The sequence below is a fragment of the Corynebacterium sp. UMB9976 genome (assembly GCF_030212265.1).
Taxonomy (GTDB): Bacteria; Actinomycetota; Actinomycetes; order Mycobacteriales; family Mycobacteriaceae; genus Corynebacterium.
The window spans coordinates 1-14,776 of the sequence record NZ_JASODY010000016.1 but is presented as its reverse complement, the minus strand read 5'-3'; the positions used below and the strand labels follow the sequence as shown (position 1 = coordinate 14,776).

General features: G+C 64.6%; 17 protein-coding genes. 10 read left to right on the top strand and 7 right to left on the bottom strand.

Going from position 1 to position 14,776, the window contains the following annotated elements; all coding sequences use genetic code 11:
- Positions 1-48 precede the first annotated feature (48 nt).
- Entirely contained in the window at positions 49-1,503 is a 1,455-nt protein-coding gene (locus QP140_RS07750; protein ID WP_284758995.1) for an MFS transporter, read from the top strand.
- Between the two features lie 279 nt (positions 1,504-1,782).
- Here the strand turns inward: QP140_RS07750 and QP140_RS07745 are convergent, their stop codons facing one another.
- Positions 1,783-3,291, bottom strand: coding sequence for a sodium/glutamate symporter (locus QP140_RS07745; RefSeq protein WP_284758993.1), 1,509 nt, complete (start codon positions 3,289-3,291; stop codon positions 1,783-1,785).
- A 124-nt stretch (positions 3,292-3,415) separates the two neighbouring features.
- Here QP140_RS07745 and QP140_RS07740 point away from each other — a divergent pair, with 124 nt between their 5' ends.
- From QP140_RS07740 to QP140_RS07730, 3 genes are all read left to right on the top strand, one after another.
- Entirely contained in the window at positions 3,416-3,805 is a 390-nt protein-coding gene (locus QP140_RS07740; RefSeq protein ID WP_284758991.1) for a hypothetical protein, read from the top strand.
- Positions 3,806-4,097: 292 nt separating this feature from the next.
- Positions 4,098-4,979, top strand: coding sequence for a hypothetical protein (locus tag QP140_RS07735; RefSeq protein WP_284758989.1), 882 nt, complete (start codon positions 4,098-4,100; stop codon positions 4,977-4,979).
- Positions 4,980-5,221: 242 nt separating this feature from the next.
- Positions 5,222-6,151 carry a cutinase family protein gene (locus QP140_RS07730; RefSeq protein WP_284758987.1) on the top strand — a complete coding sequence of 310 codons (930 nt, stop codon included), beginning with the start codon at positions 5,222-5,224 and terminating at the stop codon, positions 6,149-6,151.
- 176 nt (positions 6,152-6,327) lie between these two features.
- On the opposite strand, the gene QP140_RS07725 is transcribed toward QP140_RS07730, so the two are convergent.
- From QP140_RS07725 to QP140_RS07710, 4 genes are all read right to left on the bottom strand, one after another.
- Positions 6,328-7,086 (bottom strand): decaprenylphospho-beta-D-erythro-pentofuranosid-2-ulose 2-reductase, encoded by a 759-nt coding sequence (locus tag QP140_RS07725; RefSeq protein ID WP_070757859.1) that lies wholly within the window; start codon positions 7,084-7,086, stop codon positions 6,328-6,330.
- A gap of 30 nt (positions 7,087-7,116) precedes the next feature.
- Positions 7,117-8,532 carry an FAD-binding oxidoreductase gene (locus QP140_RS07720; protein ID WP_284758985.1) on the bottom strand — a complete coding sequence of 472 codons (1,416 nt, stop codon included), beginning with the start codon at positions 8,530-8,532 and terminating at the stop codon, positions 7,117-7,119.
- 232 nt (positions 8,533-8,764) lie between these two features.
- On the bottom strand, positions 8,765-9,139 hold the full coding sequence (locus QP140_RS07715) for a phage holin family protein (protein WP_284758984.1): 375 nt from the start codon (positions 9,137-9,139) through the stop codon (positions 8,765-8,767).
- Between the two features lie 264 nt (positions 9,140-9,403).
- Positions 9,404-9,709, bottom strand: coding sequence for a hypothetical protein (locus QP140_RS07710; protein WP_284758983.1), 306 nt, complete (start codon positions 9,707-9,709; stop codon positions 9,404-9,406).
- A gap of 115 nt (positions 9,710-9,824) precedes the next feature.
- On the opposite strand from QP140_RS07710, the gene QP140_RS07705 reads away from it, so the two are divergent.
- Positions 9,825-10,511: a hypothetical protein gene (locus QP140_RS07705; RefSeq protein ID WP_284758981.1), complete on the top strand. Its 687-nt coding sequence runs from the start codon at positions 9,825-9,827 to the stop codon at positions 10,509-10,511.
- On the opposite strand, the gene QP140_RS07700 is transcribed toward QP140_RS07705, so the two are convergent.
- A complete protein-coding gene (locus tag QP140_RS07700) occupies positions 10,508-10,696 on the bottom strand; it encodes a hypothetical protein (RefSeq protein WP_284758980.1) in 189 nt (62 codons plus the stop codon). The genes QP140_RS07705 and QP140_RS07700 overlap by 4 nt on opposite strands.
- Here QP140_RS07700 and QP140_RS07695 point away from each other — a divergent pair.
- From QP140_RS07695 to QP140_RS07685, 3 genes are all read left to right on the top strand, one after another.
- The gene (locus QP140_RS07695; RefSeq protein ID WP_262368230.1) at positions 10,695-11,447 is read left to right on the top strand and encodes a hypothetical protein; all 753 of its coding nucleotides are present in this window, start codon (positions 10,695-10,697) and stop codon (positions 11,445-11,447) included. The genes QP140_RS07700 and QP140_RS07695 overlap by 2 nt on opposite strands.
- 244 nt (positions 11,448-11,691) lie before the next feature.
- Entirely contained in the window at positions 11,692-12,348 is a 657-nt protein-coding gene (locus tag QP140_RS07690; protein ID WP_148792231.1) for a GtrA family protein, read from the top strand.
- Positions 12,345-12,893, top strand: a complete 549-nt coding sequence (locus QP140_RS07685) for a GtrA family protein (RefSeq protein ID WP_083317294.1) — start codon at positions 12,345-12,347, stop codon at positions 12,891-12,893. The genes QP140_RS07690 and QP140_RS07685 overlap by 4 nt, the downstream gene beginning before the upstream one ends.
- An 80-nt stretch (positions 12,894-12,973) precedes the next feature.
- Here the strand turns inward: QP140_RS07685 and QP140_RS07680 are convergent, their stop codons facing one another.
- Entirely contained in the window at positions 12,974-13,624 is a 651-nt protein-coding gene (locus QP140_RS07680) for a Crp/Fnr family transcriptional regulator (RefSeq protein WP_070757849.1), read from the bottom strand.
- Positions 13,625-13,898: 274 nt separating this feature from the next.
- Here QP140_RS07680 and QP140_RS07675 point away from each other — a divergent pair, with 274 nt between their 5' ends.
- Together QP140_RS07675 and QP140_RS07670 are read left to right on the top strand one after the other, a co-directional pair.
- Positions 13,899-14,132, top strand: coding sequence for a heavy-metal-associated domain-containing protein (locus tag QP140_RS07675; RefSeq protein WP_070757847.1), 234 nt, complete (start codon positions 13,899-13,901; stop codon positions 14,130-14,132).
- Between the two features lie 157 nt (positions 14,133-14,289).
- A partial coding sequence (locus QP140_RS07670) for a P-type ATPase (RefSeq protein ID WP_442875026.1) occupies positions 14,290-14,776 on the top strand: 487 nt, incomplete at its 3' end.

The window sequence follows — 14,776 nt, the reverse complement described above, 5'->3', positions numbered from 1 at the left end:
ACACACACCGCCGACACACCCGCACCCAACGCGAAGCTCCTGATCGGCGTGCTTGTCGCCGCAGCCTTCGTGGTCATCCTCAACGAGACCACCCTCTCGGTCGCGTTGCCGGTGCTGATGGGCTACTTCGAGATCACTGCGGATGTCGCGCAGTGGCTGGTCACCAGCTTCATGCTGACGATGGCCGTGGTGATCCCGATGACCGGCTACATCATGCAGCGTTTCAGCCTGCGGCAGGTCTACGCCGCGGCGATGCTGCTCTTCCTCGCGGGCACGGTGCTCGCCGCTGTGGCGCCGGTCTTCCCGGTGCTGCTCGGCGCCCGCATCATTCAGGCTTCCGGCACCGCGCTGGTGATTCCGCTGCTCATGACGACGATCATGCGGCTCGTTCCGCTGGAGCGCCGCGGCGGGGTCTTCGGCCTGGTCTCTGTGGTCATCGCGGTGGCCCCGGCGCTGGGCCCGACATTTTCTGGTTTGGTGCTGCACTCTTTGGGCTGGCGTTGGATCTTCATCCTGATGCTGCCGCTGGTGGTGCTAGCCCTGGTGGTGGGCCTGCTGCTGGTTCGTAACTTCGAGGAGCCGACTCGCCCGTACCTGGACGTGCCCTCGGTGTTCCTCTCTGCGGTGGGTTTCGCTGCCACGCTGTACGGCATGGCTGGCCTGTCTGACCTGGCCGATGGGATTCCGGTGGCCCGCGTTGCGGTGATGGTCGGTGGCATTGTGGTTCTCGGGGTCTTTTTCGGACGTCAACGGGCCTTGGCCCGCGAGGCTCGCGCCGGGAAGTCGGCCGCTGCGGAAGAGCAGGGTGCGGGCAAGCGAGTGCGCGAGCCACTGTTGGACCTGGCCCCGCTGGGGGAGCGGAACTACCGGCTCTCCTTGGCCCTGATGTTGCTCACGTTCAGCATGCTTTTCGGCTTCATCATCCTGATGCCGATGTTCGCCCAGCAGGTGATGGGGCTCTCGGAGAGTCAGTCGGGCCTGGCGATCCTGCCCGGTGGTTTGGCGATGGGCGTGATGGGGCCGTTCGTGGGCCGGGTCTACGACGCCCGGGGTACGCGCGTGTTGACCATCCCTGGGTCCATCCTGATGAGCGCCGCGATGCTGGGCCTGGTGGTGTTGGGTCGGGACTCCTCTTTCTGGGCGCTGACGGGGGTCGCGGTGGTGCTGCACATCGGTATCGCGTTGCTGATGACCCCGCTGATGAGTAACGCGCTGGCCGCGGTGCCGGACGCCCTGGCCTCCCACGGGCAGGCGATCCTCAATACCTTCCAGCAGGTGGCTGCTGCCGGCGGCACCGCGATCTTCATCGCGATCATGACTTTCGGTACCCAGCGTGCGATGAATAGTACCCCAGGTGACGAGGTCGGTGGCCTGGCCTCCGGCCTGAACCTGGCCTTCCTGGTGGGCGCGGTCTTCTCGCTGGTGATTGTGCTCTTCACCGTGTTCGTGCCTCTGGATGCGAAGAAGCCGATGAAGGCGAAGAAGGCGCAGAACGACAACTAGACGGGGCAGCCCAGGGGGTAGGTAGCGCACGCTGTGCAGGGGGGCCGGTGGCCCACGTGGGAGGAGCAGAGCCGGGGCTGGCAGCTCGCGTAGCTCAAGCTGGGCCGGGGGTGGTGGCCCACGGGGAGGAGCAGAGCTGGGGCTGGCCACATAGGGCAAGCAGAGCAGGACGAGCAGGGCCGGGGCGGGGCCTGGAGGGGGGGGCAACGCAAAAGCCGGGTGCTGCGCGGGGTTTCCGCGCCGAGCACCCGGCTTGAGCTATTGGCGAACTGTGGTGGCTTAGTTCTTGTGCTGCTGGGCAGCAGCGGCGGCCTGCTTGGCCTCCATGTTTGCCTTGTGGTTGCCCGAGGCCTTGGTACCACCAGCGGCCTTAGACCGGTCGATGCCGAACTTGCGGCCCCAGTAGAACAGGCCGGTGGCGATAGCGAAGATGAACAGCGCCGTCATGACACCCAAGACTGGGAGGGGTCCGACCGCCATGATGAACGGGATGGAGATCGCGGTGATGATGCCGCCGCCGAAGAAGGGTTCGAAGACGAGCTGCTTGTATCCGAAGGACTCGAAGGCTGGGGACTCCGCCTCCGGGTCGACGATGCGCATGAGGATCAGGCCGGTTGCGGTGACACCCATGGACTGGCCGAAGTCACCAACACCACGCTCGAGCCAGTACTCCGGGATGGAGCGCGGCACCAGCCACAGCAGCAGGAAGACGTTCAGCAGGATGCCGCCGACACACAGGATCAGGAAGGACCAGAAGTTATCGGCGATGGCCTGCAGGGAGATCGTCGCCAGGGCGGCGGTGATCAGGAGGTCCAGAGCCAGGCCCTGGATGCGCAGCATCATGTTCTGGTCGATGAGGTCCTCGTAGCCCAGGATGTTAAGGCCGAGCTGGACGACAATGCCGCCGATCATGGCCATCGGGAACAGCGGAACGTAGCTCAGCAGCTCGATCTTGTCGATCCACAGCATCTCCTCGATCCACTGCAGGGCCTTCAGCAGGATCGTACCCACGCCGATTGCCACAGCGAGGAAAGCAACGTGGAGGGAGAGCGGCTCGATGGAGGACGGACGCGTCGTCATCTTCGCAGCCATGTACTGCTCGTCGCGACGGAACAGACCGCGCTGGTCTTCGATGGAACGGTCCTTGACCTCGGTGATCACCTCGGTGCGGCCGCTGCGGATGGCCCAGTTGATGACGGCCACGCCGATCACGATGCCGGAGAGCAGACCAACGGTGGCGACGGCGACGGCGAGGTCGTAGCCGTCAGACCAGTCGATGTCCTCGAAGACGGACTGCATACCGGCCGCGGTGCCGTGACCGCCCTCGAAGCCGATCTCGATGAGCGCGCCGGCGGCCTCGTTGATGCCGAACAGCGGGGCGAGCAGGAAGGTCACCAGTGCGATACCCACGACGTACTGGCCGGAGGCGAAGGCCACACCCACGGAGAGCTGCGGGCCGGCGAGCTCCACGACCTCCTTCGGCTTCGGCAGCTTCTGGCCGAGGAACAAGGTACCGAAGACCACGGAAATCAGCAGGCCAGGGAGGGTCTTCCACACGGCGAGGGTCTCAGCGCCGAAGATGCCGCCCTCGGCGAAACGGTCGGTGCCCAGCGCCGAGGCAATGGAGCCGAAGACCTCAGGGCCGAGGAAGAGTGCGAGGAAGCCCGCGAGGATGGAGGCAGGGAGGAACAGCTTTTGGGTCCAACCCCACTTGATACGCATGGTCTTGCCCAGCAAGACCATCACGCCTAGCAGCACGAGCGCTAGGCCGACTTGATTGGGTGTCAATGTTCCTCCTTGGGTCTGTTTCCGGTGCGGGGATCTCCCGAGCGAAAAGTGCGGGCCCCGGCGAGGCCTGCTCGATCGGGGCGGGGGGTGTGGCGCGGATCACGCCGTTTCTGGGGAGAATACGATGTTTCTGGGTATTCCACCAGTTTTCTCTGAACGCCAGCTTGTTAAAAAACGTGAAAGCGTGCGCTGTCTCACATTATGGTGTAACGCGCGTTATGCGAAATCGGCGGGTGGGATTGGGCGGTGGTACGGCTGTAAGACCCTCGCGCACGCGCCACCTGCGCGCTATTGTCGGTTTTGTCGGGCAAATCTCCCGGCTCCGCGCTCGCTGGTGCGCGGGAGCTCAAAGAGAAAAATCGACTGGAGGGCAACAATGGGGATTATCGATAGCCTGCAGGCCTGGGCTGGGGAGCATGAAACATTCATCTTCATTCTTTTCATGACGCCGTTCGCCATCGGATTGAGCTTCCTGTTTGAGGGCGGAGACGGCGGCGATTACGGCGGAGATTAGCTCCGCCGTCGGCATCTTCGACGCCCTCGACGCGCCGGGCGAAAAAGGAATGCTCCAGCCCAGGTGAATCTTTACCGCGCGACAACGGAACTGTGCCGCGCTCATGGCCTATCTTTGACCTGCCTGGCTGCGCGTCATTCGCGCCTACCGCGGCCTAGCTCCCCGGCCTAAGCTGTGGCTGTGCACATGAATTGCACAATATCTATTGCAAATTTCCCGATAGAAAGTATAGTGAAAGCTTCTATCCAACTGCACCGCTCAACCTAGGGTGGCGCAGCATATCCACGAGGGGATGTCATTGAAGAACGCGGCGAAGCGCCTCGCAGCAGCAGCGGCCACCATCCTGGCCGCCACCGGCCTCACGCTGGGTACCGGCCAGCCCATCGCTGCGGCGGCCAGCAGCGGTTCTAGTGGCTCCAGCCTCTCCAGCGGATCCAGCGGTTCCAGCGGCAGCTCCCTGGGTAGTTCCCTCGGCAGCTCAGAGGCTCGGCTCGACGGGATGAGCTTCAACCAGTCCCGCATCATCCGGGGCGGCGCCAGCTTCTGGGTCCAGCGCGCCGACGGCTCCGTCAACCCCTGCACGGTGACCAACGTCGTCCGTCGGGGGCACACCAACTACGCCGTCACCGCAGGTCACTGCATTTCCGGCCATGTCACGCAGATCCGCCACAAGGGTCAGGTCATTGCGGACGCCGCCGACGTCCGCGCCGGCTGGCACATCGTCCAGGGCAACAAGCGCCCCGGTGGGCACTTCATCAACGACTTCGGCTACTTCCGCCTCAAGCCGAACGTCAAGGTGCAGTACAACGTTGTCCACCTGGACCGGGTTCACCCAGTCCACCAGCCAGCTAGTGCTGCGACCCGCGCCATCCATCGCCGTGCAGTGAGCGCACCCTTCGGCGCCCCGCTGCGTGTCCACCAGGGCATGGTCGGGCGCATTGCCTGCAAGGAAGGCAACACCACCGGCCTGACCTGCGGCCCCATCGTCCGCGTCAACGAAAAGACCCAGGACGTCTCCGGGCTCATCCCGTCCCGCCCGGGTGACTCCGGTTCGCCGCTCTACCTCCTGGGCCGCGACGGGAAGCGCCACCTCATCGGCCAGCTCGCCGGTGGAACCCACTACGCTTACAAGTCCTACGACGGCTACGTCCACAACCTCGCGCGCATCAAGTAACGCCGCGAGCAGGGACGTCGTCGGCGCCGTCGTCAGCCACGACGTCGCGATGACGGACGTTCCCACCAGGGTCCCCGCCCCCTAACGGCCCCGCCCCCTCTACCGGCAGCTGAAGACAAGCCCGCCGGTCGGAGGGGCGTTATCATGCCCGGCGGCCCCGAGTAACCAAAATGCTCATAATGTATTAAGTTTTACTTGTAGATATCCGGGCATAGTTACCAAAGGACGCAACAACCGTGGGGATGAAGAAGTTCGCAGCAAAGCTGGCCGCCGCTGCACTGACCGGAGTGCTCGCACTCGGCGGGGCAGCCACCATCGGGGGCGGGGCGAATAACGGCCTGCTGGCCAGCGCGGATGCCGCCCCAGTCGGCTCCGGCTTCGCCTTCACCCCAACCGCGCAGGGCGCCTGCACCAGCACCATGGTCATTGCCATCCCCGGCGGCGGCAATACCGTCGACGGCGTGCCGGACTCCGTCCCGCACGGCTTCCTCGTCGGGCAGGTAGCCAACCAGCTCAGCGCACATGGCATCGCCCAGCGTACCGTCAGCTACCGAGCAACCCCTTTCTTCACGCTGAGCTACGACCAGTCCATGCGCCAGGGCTACGCGAAGGCCCGCCAGCTCATCGCCCAGACCGCCGCGCACTGCCCGAATGCGAAGTTCGCGCTCGTCGGATTCTCCGAAGGCTCGGACATCGCCTCCCACATCATCGCGGACATCAACACAGGTCGCGGCCCGATCCCGGCCAAGCGTTTCGCCACCGCCGCGCTGATCGCCAACCCGCACAACGGGCCAGAGAGCAAGCACAAGGGCGGCACGCTGCGCGACGGTGAGGGCATCCTCGGCGCCATGCGCGGCTACGGCAAGCTCGGCGACCGGGTGCTCGACATCTGCAACATCGACGACTTCGTCTGTAACCGCTACGCCGCCACCCCAGGCGCCCGAGCGATCGCCAAGGATATGCTCCACGCCTCCGCTGCCAACGGTTACGCCGGGCTGAACCCGATGCAGGTCGTCGGCGAGGCCCCGCGCATCGCGATGGGCACCCGCCAGCACACGAAGACCTACCAGTTCATCAGCCCGATCCCGCACGCTGTCGGCCACGTCCTCGCTCACCGCGACCTCCCGAAGGACGAGGGCCAGGACGCCCAGCCGGGGCACCGTCCTCGTTAGGGGCTTCCGCGCAGCGTCGAACTGCTAGTTGTCCCGGTGCAGCATTGAGCTGCCAGTGACCCCAGCACCGGCCGTTACCGCAGTAGACCATCACTGTAGCTAGGAAACACAAACGGACCAGCACGCTTACCGTGCTGGCCCGTTTCGCTCTTCGCGGAGCTCCTACGCCAATCCTGTTAGATCGGCAGCTTCCGCAGCACCCACATCGGCAGGTGCTTCAGCACCAGCATGATCGGGCGGAACAGCGGGTGGACCCAGACGATCGTCTTCTTATCGTCCACCGCCTTCGCGATCGCCTTCGCCGCGTCGGTCTTATCGACGGTCAGCGGGGCGTCGTCCAAATCCTTCGTCATATTCGTGCGGACTTGGCCCGGACGGACGGTCAGCACGCGCACACCAGTGCCGCGCAGCGCCTCGCCGAGCAGGCGGTAGAAGCCGTCCGTGCCGGCCTTCGTGGAGCCGTACACGAAGTTCGACCGGCGCACCATCTCACCCGCGACGGTGGAGAAGGCGACGATCTGGCCGTGGCCCTGCTCCTTCATCTTCTGGCCCAGCAGCACACCGACGGACACCGCGCCGGTGAAGTTCACCTGGGCTGCCTGCACGGCGAGCTTCTGGTCCTGCCACTGCTTCTCGTTATCGCCCAGGATGCCGAACGCGACGATCGCGATATCGATATCGCCGGCGGCAAAGGCCTTGTCGATCACCGCCGGGTGGGAATCGAAATCCACCGCATCAAACGCCAGGGTCTCCACCTCGGACGCACCGGCGGCCTGGCAACGGCGGGTGGCGTCGTCCAGGCTCTCGCCCTCGCGGGCAGCCAGAACCACGCGCGCCGGGCCGCGGGAGAGGAACTCCTCCACCACGGCCAAGCCCATGTCGGACGCACCGCCGAGCAGCAGGATGGACTGTGGCTTTCCAACAGCATCAATCATGAAAAACTCCTTTAAAAGGCTCGTCGGTGTTTAGTGCAGCTCGAGGCGGCGGGACATATCGGATGCGAATACGCCCGTCGGGTCGATGTTGTGGCGGGTCTTTAGCCAGCCAGGCAGACCTGGGTACATCTTGTGGAAGTTCTCCGCGGAGGTGCGGGACTCCTTCGCCAGGTACAGGCGGCCGCCGAACTCCATGACGCGGCGATCCAGGTCGTCCAGGAATTTGCCGAGGCCAGGCTTAATCGGGAAGTCCACACAGACGTTCCAACCCGGCATCGGGTAGCTCAGCGGTGCGCGGTTGCCCTCACCGAAGAGCTTGAAGACGTTCAGCGCGGAGTAGTGGCCGGAGGCCTGGATATCCTTGATGATCTGCTTGAACGGCTCCACTGCCTCCGTCGGGACGACGAACTGGTACTGCAGGAAGCCCTTGGAACCGTAGCCGCGGTTCCACTCGCCGATGAGATCCAGCGGCTGGTAGAACTGCGTCAGGTTCTGCACTTGGTTGCGGTACTCGCCGGACTTCAGCCACCACAGCTCGCCGATGGCGATCATGGACAGCTTGTTCATCGTGAAGTTCGGGAAGATATCCGGAACGGTCATCAGCTGCGGGGCGTTGAACTTCAACGGGTCCTTCGCCAACTTCGGCGACAGCTCCTTGAGCTGGTCCAGCGTTGCCAGCGAGCCACGGGAGATCGCCGCACGCCCCAGCTTGGAGCCACCCGAAATCGCGTCGAACCAGGCGGAAGAATACGTGTAGTTGCGCTCGGAACCATCGGAGTGGAACTCGATGGTCTCGTCGAGAGAGTGGGTCAGGTCGCCATCCGCGATGAAGTAGGCGGTCTCCGTGCGCGTCATCTCGATGCGGGCGCGCAGGATGATGCCGGTCAGGCCCATGCCTCCGACGGTGGCCCAGAACAGCTCACCCTTCGGGTCATCCGGGGTGCCCTCCGGCTCCAGGTGCAGGACACGGCCGTCGGCGACGAGCAGCTCCATGGACAGGACGTGGTTGCCGAAGGAACCCGCGGAGTGGTGGTTCTTGCCGTGAATATCCGGCCCGATCGCACCACCGATGGTGACCTGGCGGGTGCCCGGCAGGACGGGGACCCACAGGCCGTAGGGCAGGGCGGCCTTCATCAGCTGGTCGAGCGTCACCCCGGCGTCAACGTCCACGATCGCCGTGTCCGGGTCGATGTCGTGGATCTTGTTGAGCTCCCGCATATCGATGACGAGACCGCCGGCGTTGTTGGTCGGGTCGCCGTAGCTGCGGCCCATGCCGCGGGCGATGACGCCGCGCTTCAGGTGGCTGGGCTTATCCGCATTATCGTCCGCGACCTGGGCCACGGCCTTCGCGATGGTCTCCACATCTGGCGTGGACAGCACCTCTGCCGTGGTGGCCTGAGTGCGGCCCCAACCGGTCAGGGTCTTTGTAGTTGTATGGATGCTCATGGCTTTCAAGCGTAGCGCTGCAGGCTGCGAATAGCCTGCTAAAACAGTCGGTTCGCTAGTACAAATCCTTGATGTCGCGTATCTCACTACAACGCGCGGATAGCGCGCGGGTGGGCGGGTTCACGCGTCGGGGGATGCGCGGGGCCGCGCCTGGTCGCATCAAGGGTGAGATGACGGGAGAGGTGGCGCGCCGGATGGGGTGCGAGTTGTCCCGTCAGAGCCGCGGGCGAGGTTAGAGGGCGGAGCGCAGGCCAATCGCCTTGAGCGTGCCCTCCACGATCCAGGTGGCGATGGCCATGAAGATCGCGCCGAAGAACGCCGCCCAGAAGCCACTGACCACCAGGCCGTTGCCGATGCCGCTGGAGATCCAGCCGACCAGCGAGAACAGCAGCGCGTTCACGATCAGCGAGAACAGCCCCAGCGTGAGGATGCGCAGCGGCAGGCTGAGCAGCCGCACGACCGGGGCGATGAAGGCGTTAACGAACATGAACACCAGCGCGGCCCAGATGAAGGCGCCCACGCCGCCCATCACGGAAACGCCAGGAATAACCAGGGTGACCAGCCACAGCGCGACGGCCGTGGCCACAACGTCGAGTGCAAAACGCATAAGAATCCTTCGTTGTTCAATCGGAGCGCCCTGGCGTTGCGCCGGATGTGAACCAGCGACGCACCCGGTGCAAGCCAGCACCGGGCCCGCGGAGGGCGAGAGGCAGGCTGGCGCATTGCTACACACAGGGCACGGTAGCCGGGCGAAAAGTAGCTAATTAGCAGTATATCTGCGCTTTGGGAGCATGTCTGCGTGTGTGAAGGTCCAGCTTATTCGCCCCGTACAGTTCAGGACCGCCGTGGCCCACTGGAACAGGCTGGTTCGCTAGTACAGGTCCATGATCTTGCGGATCTCCTCCGGGAGTTCCTCGACGCTGGTGATCTCCGGGCCGTCGTAGTCGCGCAGGATGTCGCGCACCCGCTGGCGGCTCACCGAGTCCATGATCGGCAGCTCCTGGGCCATCATTCGCGTCATCCACGAGTTCAACGGCAGCTGCGTGCGCTCCGCGGCCTCATAGGTTGTTTCCTCCCCGACGCCGCCGACCCGCAGCGGTGGCTCCTTCTGCTCTTTCGGCTGCTTACTGACGATATTGGAGAGTCCTGTGCTGATTTTTTCGAAGAGTCCTGCCATGCCTAGGGATTCTAGCCGGGGCTGCGGACATGCCTCGCTAGCTGCTGAGGACATGCCCCACCAGCTGCTGCGGTCCATCCAAGGGGTGTCTGCCTGCCGGGGTAAAATGCTGAGCATGAAGAAACCACCACTCGCGTTTGAAGCTCTGGCCGCTGCCGCAGGAACGGCTGCGTTCTATGGAATCAAGGACTTCCTGCCTGCCGGCCGGAGCCGCGGCTGGCTCCGGGGTGCTGCACTGGTCACCGGGGTCGCCCCCTATGTGCTGCGTTCCACCGTCGAAACAATGGAATTCGCGAAGGAGGAGTTCTCGCAGGCGAGCAGGCAGACCGCCGAGTTGCGCAAGCTTCTCGACGACGCCCGCGCCCGCCAGCAGGGGTTTGTACCCCAGGACGGTGACGTCGCCGACCTGGCTGCGGGGGAGGACGTCGCCGTCGATGGGGACGCCTTCAACGACGACGTCCTTCCCGACGGTGCGGTCGATGACGGTGCCGTTGGTGACGGTGCGGTTGACGAGGACGGGGAGGCCTCAGAGGAGATCTGGCCGCCGAACGATCCGAAGTGGTGGGACCGGGTATTCAGCCTGCCGCCTTATGCGGTGCTTCCTGGGGCGGCGGCGGTGCTCGTGCTTGCCGTGACGGTGGGGGTGCGCATCGATCGCGCGATCCAGCGGGCTGGCGTGAAGGCGCTGGAATCGCGGGGTGTGGAGTACCCCAATGCCGCGTGGGGCGTGATCTCCGGGGTGATTGGTGCACTCGCGGTGGTGGCAGACCGGAAGACCCAGGAACGGGCGGTACGCGGTTAGTCGCCGGGCGAGGTGACCGGCGCGGTGACTAGCGAGGCGACCGGGCAGCGACCAGCGAGGTGACCGGCGGCGCGCGGTGCGCGGTTCAGCCCGCGTGCGGGCGGGGCGTCCGCGCTGGGGTGAGCGAAGGCTGTGGGGATCGGCTGGCGGGGCGTGTCTGGGGCGGTCGCTAAGATCGAGGTCATGAGCCCAGCGAGTGAAGCACAGAAGGCCAGCGCCGACATCTCGGATGCCGAGACTTCGAGCACCGAGACGTCCAGTACCGAGACCTCGGGCGGGGTGGCGTTGACACCCACCCCAACCTTGGCGGTCGCGCCCTCCGACCGGCCGGAGGATACCCCCGGGCCGATCACGTACTACCCGCCGGTGCTGGTCGCCTGCCGGGTGGGGGAGACGACCGCGATCTGGCAGGTCGAAACCGACCCGGAGCTGACGCGCGGCGACTTCTCCGGTGCCTGGCTGCTGGGGCCCGACGGGGTGCAGGGCTTCGCGGGGGAGGCCGAGTGGATTGAGGGGCGCGATGATCCGGCCGCGGTGGCGCGGCTGCTGCTCGTGCACCCGGTCTTCCTAACCGAGGACTCAGAAGGGGACATCACCTACGGCGGCCTGGCGGAAGGCGAGCTCCACCTCGTGGACGTTGCTGCTAGCCAGGAAGCGGCCGAGGCCGCAGTCGAGCAGGCTAAGGCCGAGTTCGAGGAGTCCAATGGCAAGAAGTCCACGGGCTGGGGAGAGGTCCGACCCATCGAACCGGTGGAGGGACACCCGCCACAGGGCCTGGACGCAGACGCGGAAAAAGCCGTGACCAGCGTGCTCGCGTTGGCGCGCGGGGTGAGGACCTGGAACCGGGATTGGGCTGCCTTCGAGGCCGTGCGTAAGCGCCGGCTGAAGAACGAACCCGACCAGCCCCGCTGGGTGCCGATCCGCCTGTGGGGCTAAACGGAGGCGACGGTCAGCGTGGGCTCCGGGAGCAGGGTCTGGCCCCGCGCCGGCAGATGCGCGCAGTGGGACCGCACGGTCGTGAACCGTGACATGACCGCGGAGCTGCTGGGGCGACGTCGTAAAAAATGGGAATGCGGTCGTTATAATGGCGCGCTGGCCAGCGAGGGAGTGGCCAAGATAACGCCCGAGCGGGCGGCGGGGGAGTAACAATCCGGCAGGAAATCCGCGTAATCTAACCTGCGTGCCAGAGACTCCCAACGACCACACCCAGCCGCAGCCGCGTACCGCTGCGAAGCCCACGCCCGCAGGGCGTTTGGCTCGCTCCAAGGCCATCGCGCGGCAGTTTCTGCGCTTCGGCCTCGTTGGTGCCAGTGGCTTCGTGGTCAACCAGGCAGTCTTTGTGCTGTCGAAGAAGCTCTTCGATCAGGGCTTTGGCATCGACGACCTCGAAGTGCTCTTCCAGCTGCTGAACACGCAGTGGAATATGCGCTGGTACCACCTGTTTTCGGTGCTGGCTTTCCTCGTCGCGAACGTGTGGAACTTCGTGCTCAACCGCTACTGGACCTTCAAGGGCCACCATAAGCAGCCCTGGTGGATCCAGCTGCCGCAGTTCATGGCGGTGGGCGTATTCGGGCTGCTGATTACGCTGGCGGTGTCCACGCTGGTGGTGCACACGAACTCGCCGATCGGGCTGCCGGAGCACATCTTCGACAACTCTACGGGCCTGCGCACCCGCTCCTACTGGGGTAACTTCATCGGCGTGATCGTGGCGGTTCCCGCGAACTTCCTCTTCAACAAACTCTGGACGTTCCGCAACAAGGGGCCGAAGGGGTCGAGTGATTCGGAAGGCCAAGCCGCCGACGTCGTCCCGAAGATCGAAACCGAGGAGCCCAAGTGACCAGCAAGCGCCCAGAACAGCCCGTGACCAGCGACGCGCGCGGTGCGGGCGGAGCGGCGAACGGCTCGGCGGGGGCCGGGGCGTCGGCAAACAGCGAGGCGGGCGCTGAGGCTGGGGCGGGCGACGTCGTCGTGAAGGACAATATCGGCCTGAACCAGCAGATCTTCCGCTTCATCCTGACCGGCGGGCTGTCCGCGATCGTGGATCTCGGCTCGACGCTATTCCTGCGCTTTGTCGTTGGGATGACTGATAGCGGCTCGAAGGCTATTGGCTTCGTCCTGGGGACTCTCACGGCGTACATGATTAACCGGCGCTGGACGTTCAACGCCGCGCCATCGACCAAGCGCTTCGTGATCACGATGGCCACCTATGCGCTGACCTTTGTGGTGCAGGTCGGCCTGTATAAACCGTTGTTAATCCCTCTGCTGGAGAGCCACACGACTTTTTCGCCTCTGGTCGTGCGCCTAATCTCCTTCGTGATCGCGCAGGGGACCGCCACGGTGTTGAACTTCCTGATCCAGCGCTTCGTAATCTTCCGCAACTAGCGGGGGTGCGAGCTGGCTCGTTCCCGTCTCCGTGGTGGACTCTTTGTTAGGACGCCGACCTGCGCGACCAAACCCAGCCATTACTTTTCTGGCAGGGGCTTGAGTAGTTCAATCCGCTGTCGCCCCGGGGCTACAACCCCGGCCTTGATCAGCGTGGACATCTCCCTCGAGGTGGACTCCAGTGTGGTGCCCGCAATCCCCGCGATGTCTTCCCGTCGGATAGGAGCCTCGAGGATCCGGCCGCCGTCGCTTAGGCTCCGCCCGAACTTCCCGTCCAGGTAGTCCAGCGTCTCCAGCACCCGGCTGCGCACCCGAGCCGTGGCATTGTGCACTTTACGGGTCTGCGCCTCCTGCAGCGTGCGTTGCTGCAGGTGCAGCATCGCCGCCCCAACCTGCGGATGTGCGCCCACCATGCGTGTCAGCTTCTCTGCCGGCAAGAACAAGCAGCACACGGTCGTGGTCGCCCACGCCGTCACGGTGGCCTGCACCTCGCCTGGCATCATCGCGCCCAGCACGTCGCCCTCTCCGCACAGATCCACGGTCAGCTCGTGGCCCTGATCCGTGGCTTGGGTCAGCCGCACCACCCCGGACATCACCATATATAGCCCCCGTAGGGGCTCACCCTGCGTGTACAGTGGCTCGCCTTCGGCCCACGCGTGGGCGACCACCTGAGAATCGAATGCCGTACGCCCAGCGGCGTCCAAACTACTGGTGAGAGGGGAGTGCTGCATCACGCGATCCCGCAACTCGGGTGGGCAGACGTGTGGCTCAGAGCAGTGTGAAGGCATGCTCCCGATCCTAACCCGCAAGCCCGCGTTTGCCCCGGTCGAGCACCAATTCCGCTCAACTTGATCTGCGTCAAGGAAGCCCGTGGCAAGGCCCCATAACTTGAGAGTTGGAGCAAGGAAACAACAGCAACCACCAGGAAGCATCCAGGCAATCAAGCCCCTTGCACAGCCCCACGAACGGGGAAACAAACCACACACGAGGGAAAAGGAGACCCCAATGTCCAACGCAAACCTGAAGAACATCGTCCTCCGCTCCGACGAATTCTCTTGCCCGAGCTGCGTCAACAAGATCGAGACAAAACTCAACGGCATGTCCGGTGTGGACAGCGCCGAGGTGAAGTTCAGTTCCGGCCGAATCATCATCGATTACGACGCCGACGCGTTGAGCGTCAAGGACCTCGTCGGTGCCGTCGCGGACGTTGGTTATAACGCCAAGCCGAGCGCTTACTAAGCGCCGGATAGCCAACAGCCAGCATGACCGTAAAGAGGCAGATGTGAGCAAGAAAAACACCCCTGACACAGCGAAAACCGCTGTGAAAAACTGGGGACCAGTGGTGGCATCGGGCATCGCCATCGCCATCAGCTGGATCACCGGCATCGAGTGGATCATGCTGGTTGCTGCCGTCATCGCGGGCTACCGCATCGCCATTAGCGCGGTGCAGGCCCTGCGCGTGAAGCTGATCAGCATCGACCTGCTCGTCGTGACCGCCGCCGTGGGCGCGGTCTTCATCGACAACTATTGGGAATCAGCCGCCGTCACCTTCCTCTTCGCCCTGGGTAAGGCGCTCGAGACAGCAACCCTAAGAAAGACCCGCAAGGCCCTCAGCGATCTTGTGGATCAAGCACCCATGACCGCCCGCGTGCTCCGCGAGGGCCCCAATGGGCCCAGCGAAGAAATCGTGGAGCTGTGGGAACTTGAGCCCGGGGACGTCGTCATCGTCAAAAACGGCGAGCAAGTGCCGGTCGACGGCGCCATCGTCCACGGCGTCGGCGGGCTGGACGAGGCCATGATCACGGGGGCTCTGTTGCAAAGATTGGCGGCAGTCAGAGGTAGGCTGTCGCTCTGCGCCGATCAGGCGGCTGCTGCGAAATGGT

Coding starts and splice junctions, on each gene's coding strand:
- QP140_RS07740 (WP_284758991.1), top strand. CDS start 3,416: ATGTTTCTGGGTATTCCACCAGTTTTCTCTGAACGCCAGCTTGTTAAA.
- QP140_RS07735 (WP_284758989.1), top strand. CDS start 4,098: ATGTCATTGAAGAACGCGGCGAAGCGCCTCGCAGCAGCAGCGGCCACC.
- QP140_RS07730 (WP_284758987.1), top strand. CDS start 5,222: ATGAAGAAGTTCGCAGCAAAGCTGGCCGCCGCTGCACTGACCGGAGTG.
- QP140_RS07725 (WP_070757859.1), bottom strand. CDS start 7,086: ATGATTGATGCTGTTGGAAAGCCACAGTCCATCCTGCTGCTCGGCGGT.
- QP140_RS07720 (WP_284758985.1), bottom strand. CDS start 8,532: ATGAGCATCCATACAACTACAAAGACCCTGACCGGTTGGGGCCGCACT.
- QP140_RS07715 (WP_284758984.1), bottom strand. CDS start 9,139: ATGCGTTTTGCACTCGACGTTGTGGCCACGGCCGTCGCGCTGTGGCTG.
- QP140_RS07710 (WP_284758983.1), bottom strand. CDS start 9,709: ATGGCAGGACTCTTCGAAAAAATCAGCACAGGACTCTCCAATATCGTC.
- QP140_RS07705 (WP_284758981.1), top strand. CDS start 9,825: ATGAAGAAACCACCACTCGCGTTTGAAGCTCTGGCCGCTGCCGCAGGA.
- QP140_RS07695 (WP_262368230.1), top strand. CDS start 10,695: ATGAGCCCAGCGAGTGAAGCACAGAAGGCCAGCGCCGACATCTCGGAT.
- QP140_RS07700 (WP_284758980.1), bottom strand. CDS start 10,696: ATGACCTCGATCTTAGCGACCGCCCCAGACACGCCCCGCCAGCCGATC.
- QP140_RS07680 (WP_070757849.1), bottom strand. CDS start 13,624: ATGCAGCACTCCCCTCTCACCAGTAGTTTGGACGCCGCTGGGCGTACG.
- QP140_RS07675 (WP_070757847.1), top strand. CDS start 13,899: ATGTCCAACGCAAACCTGAAGAACATCGTCCTCCGCTCCGACGAATTC.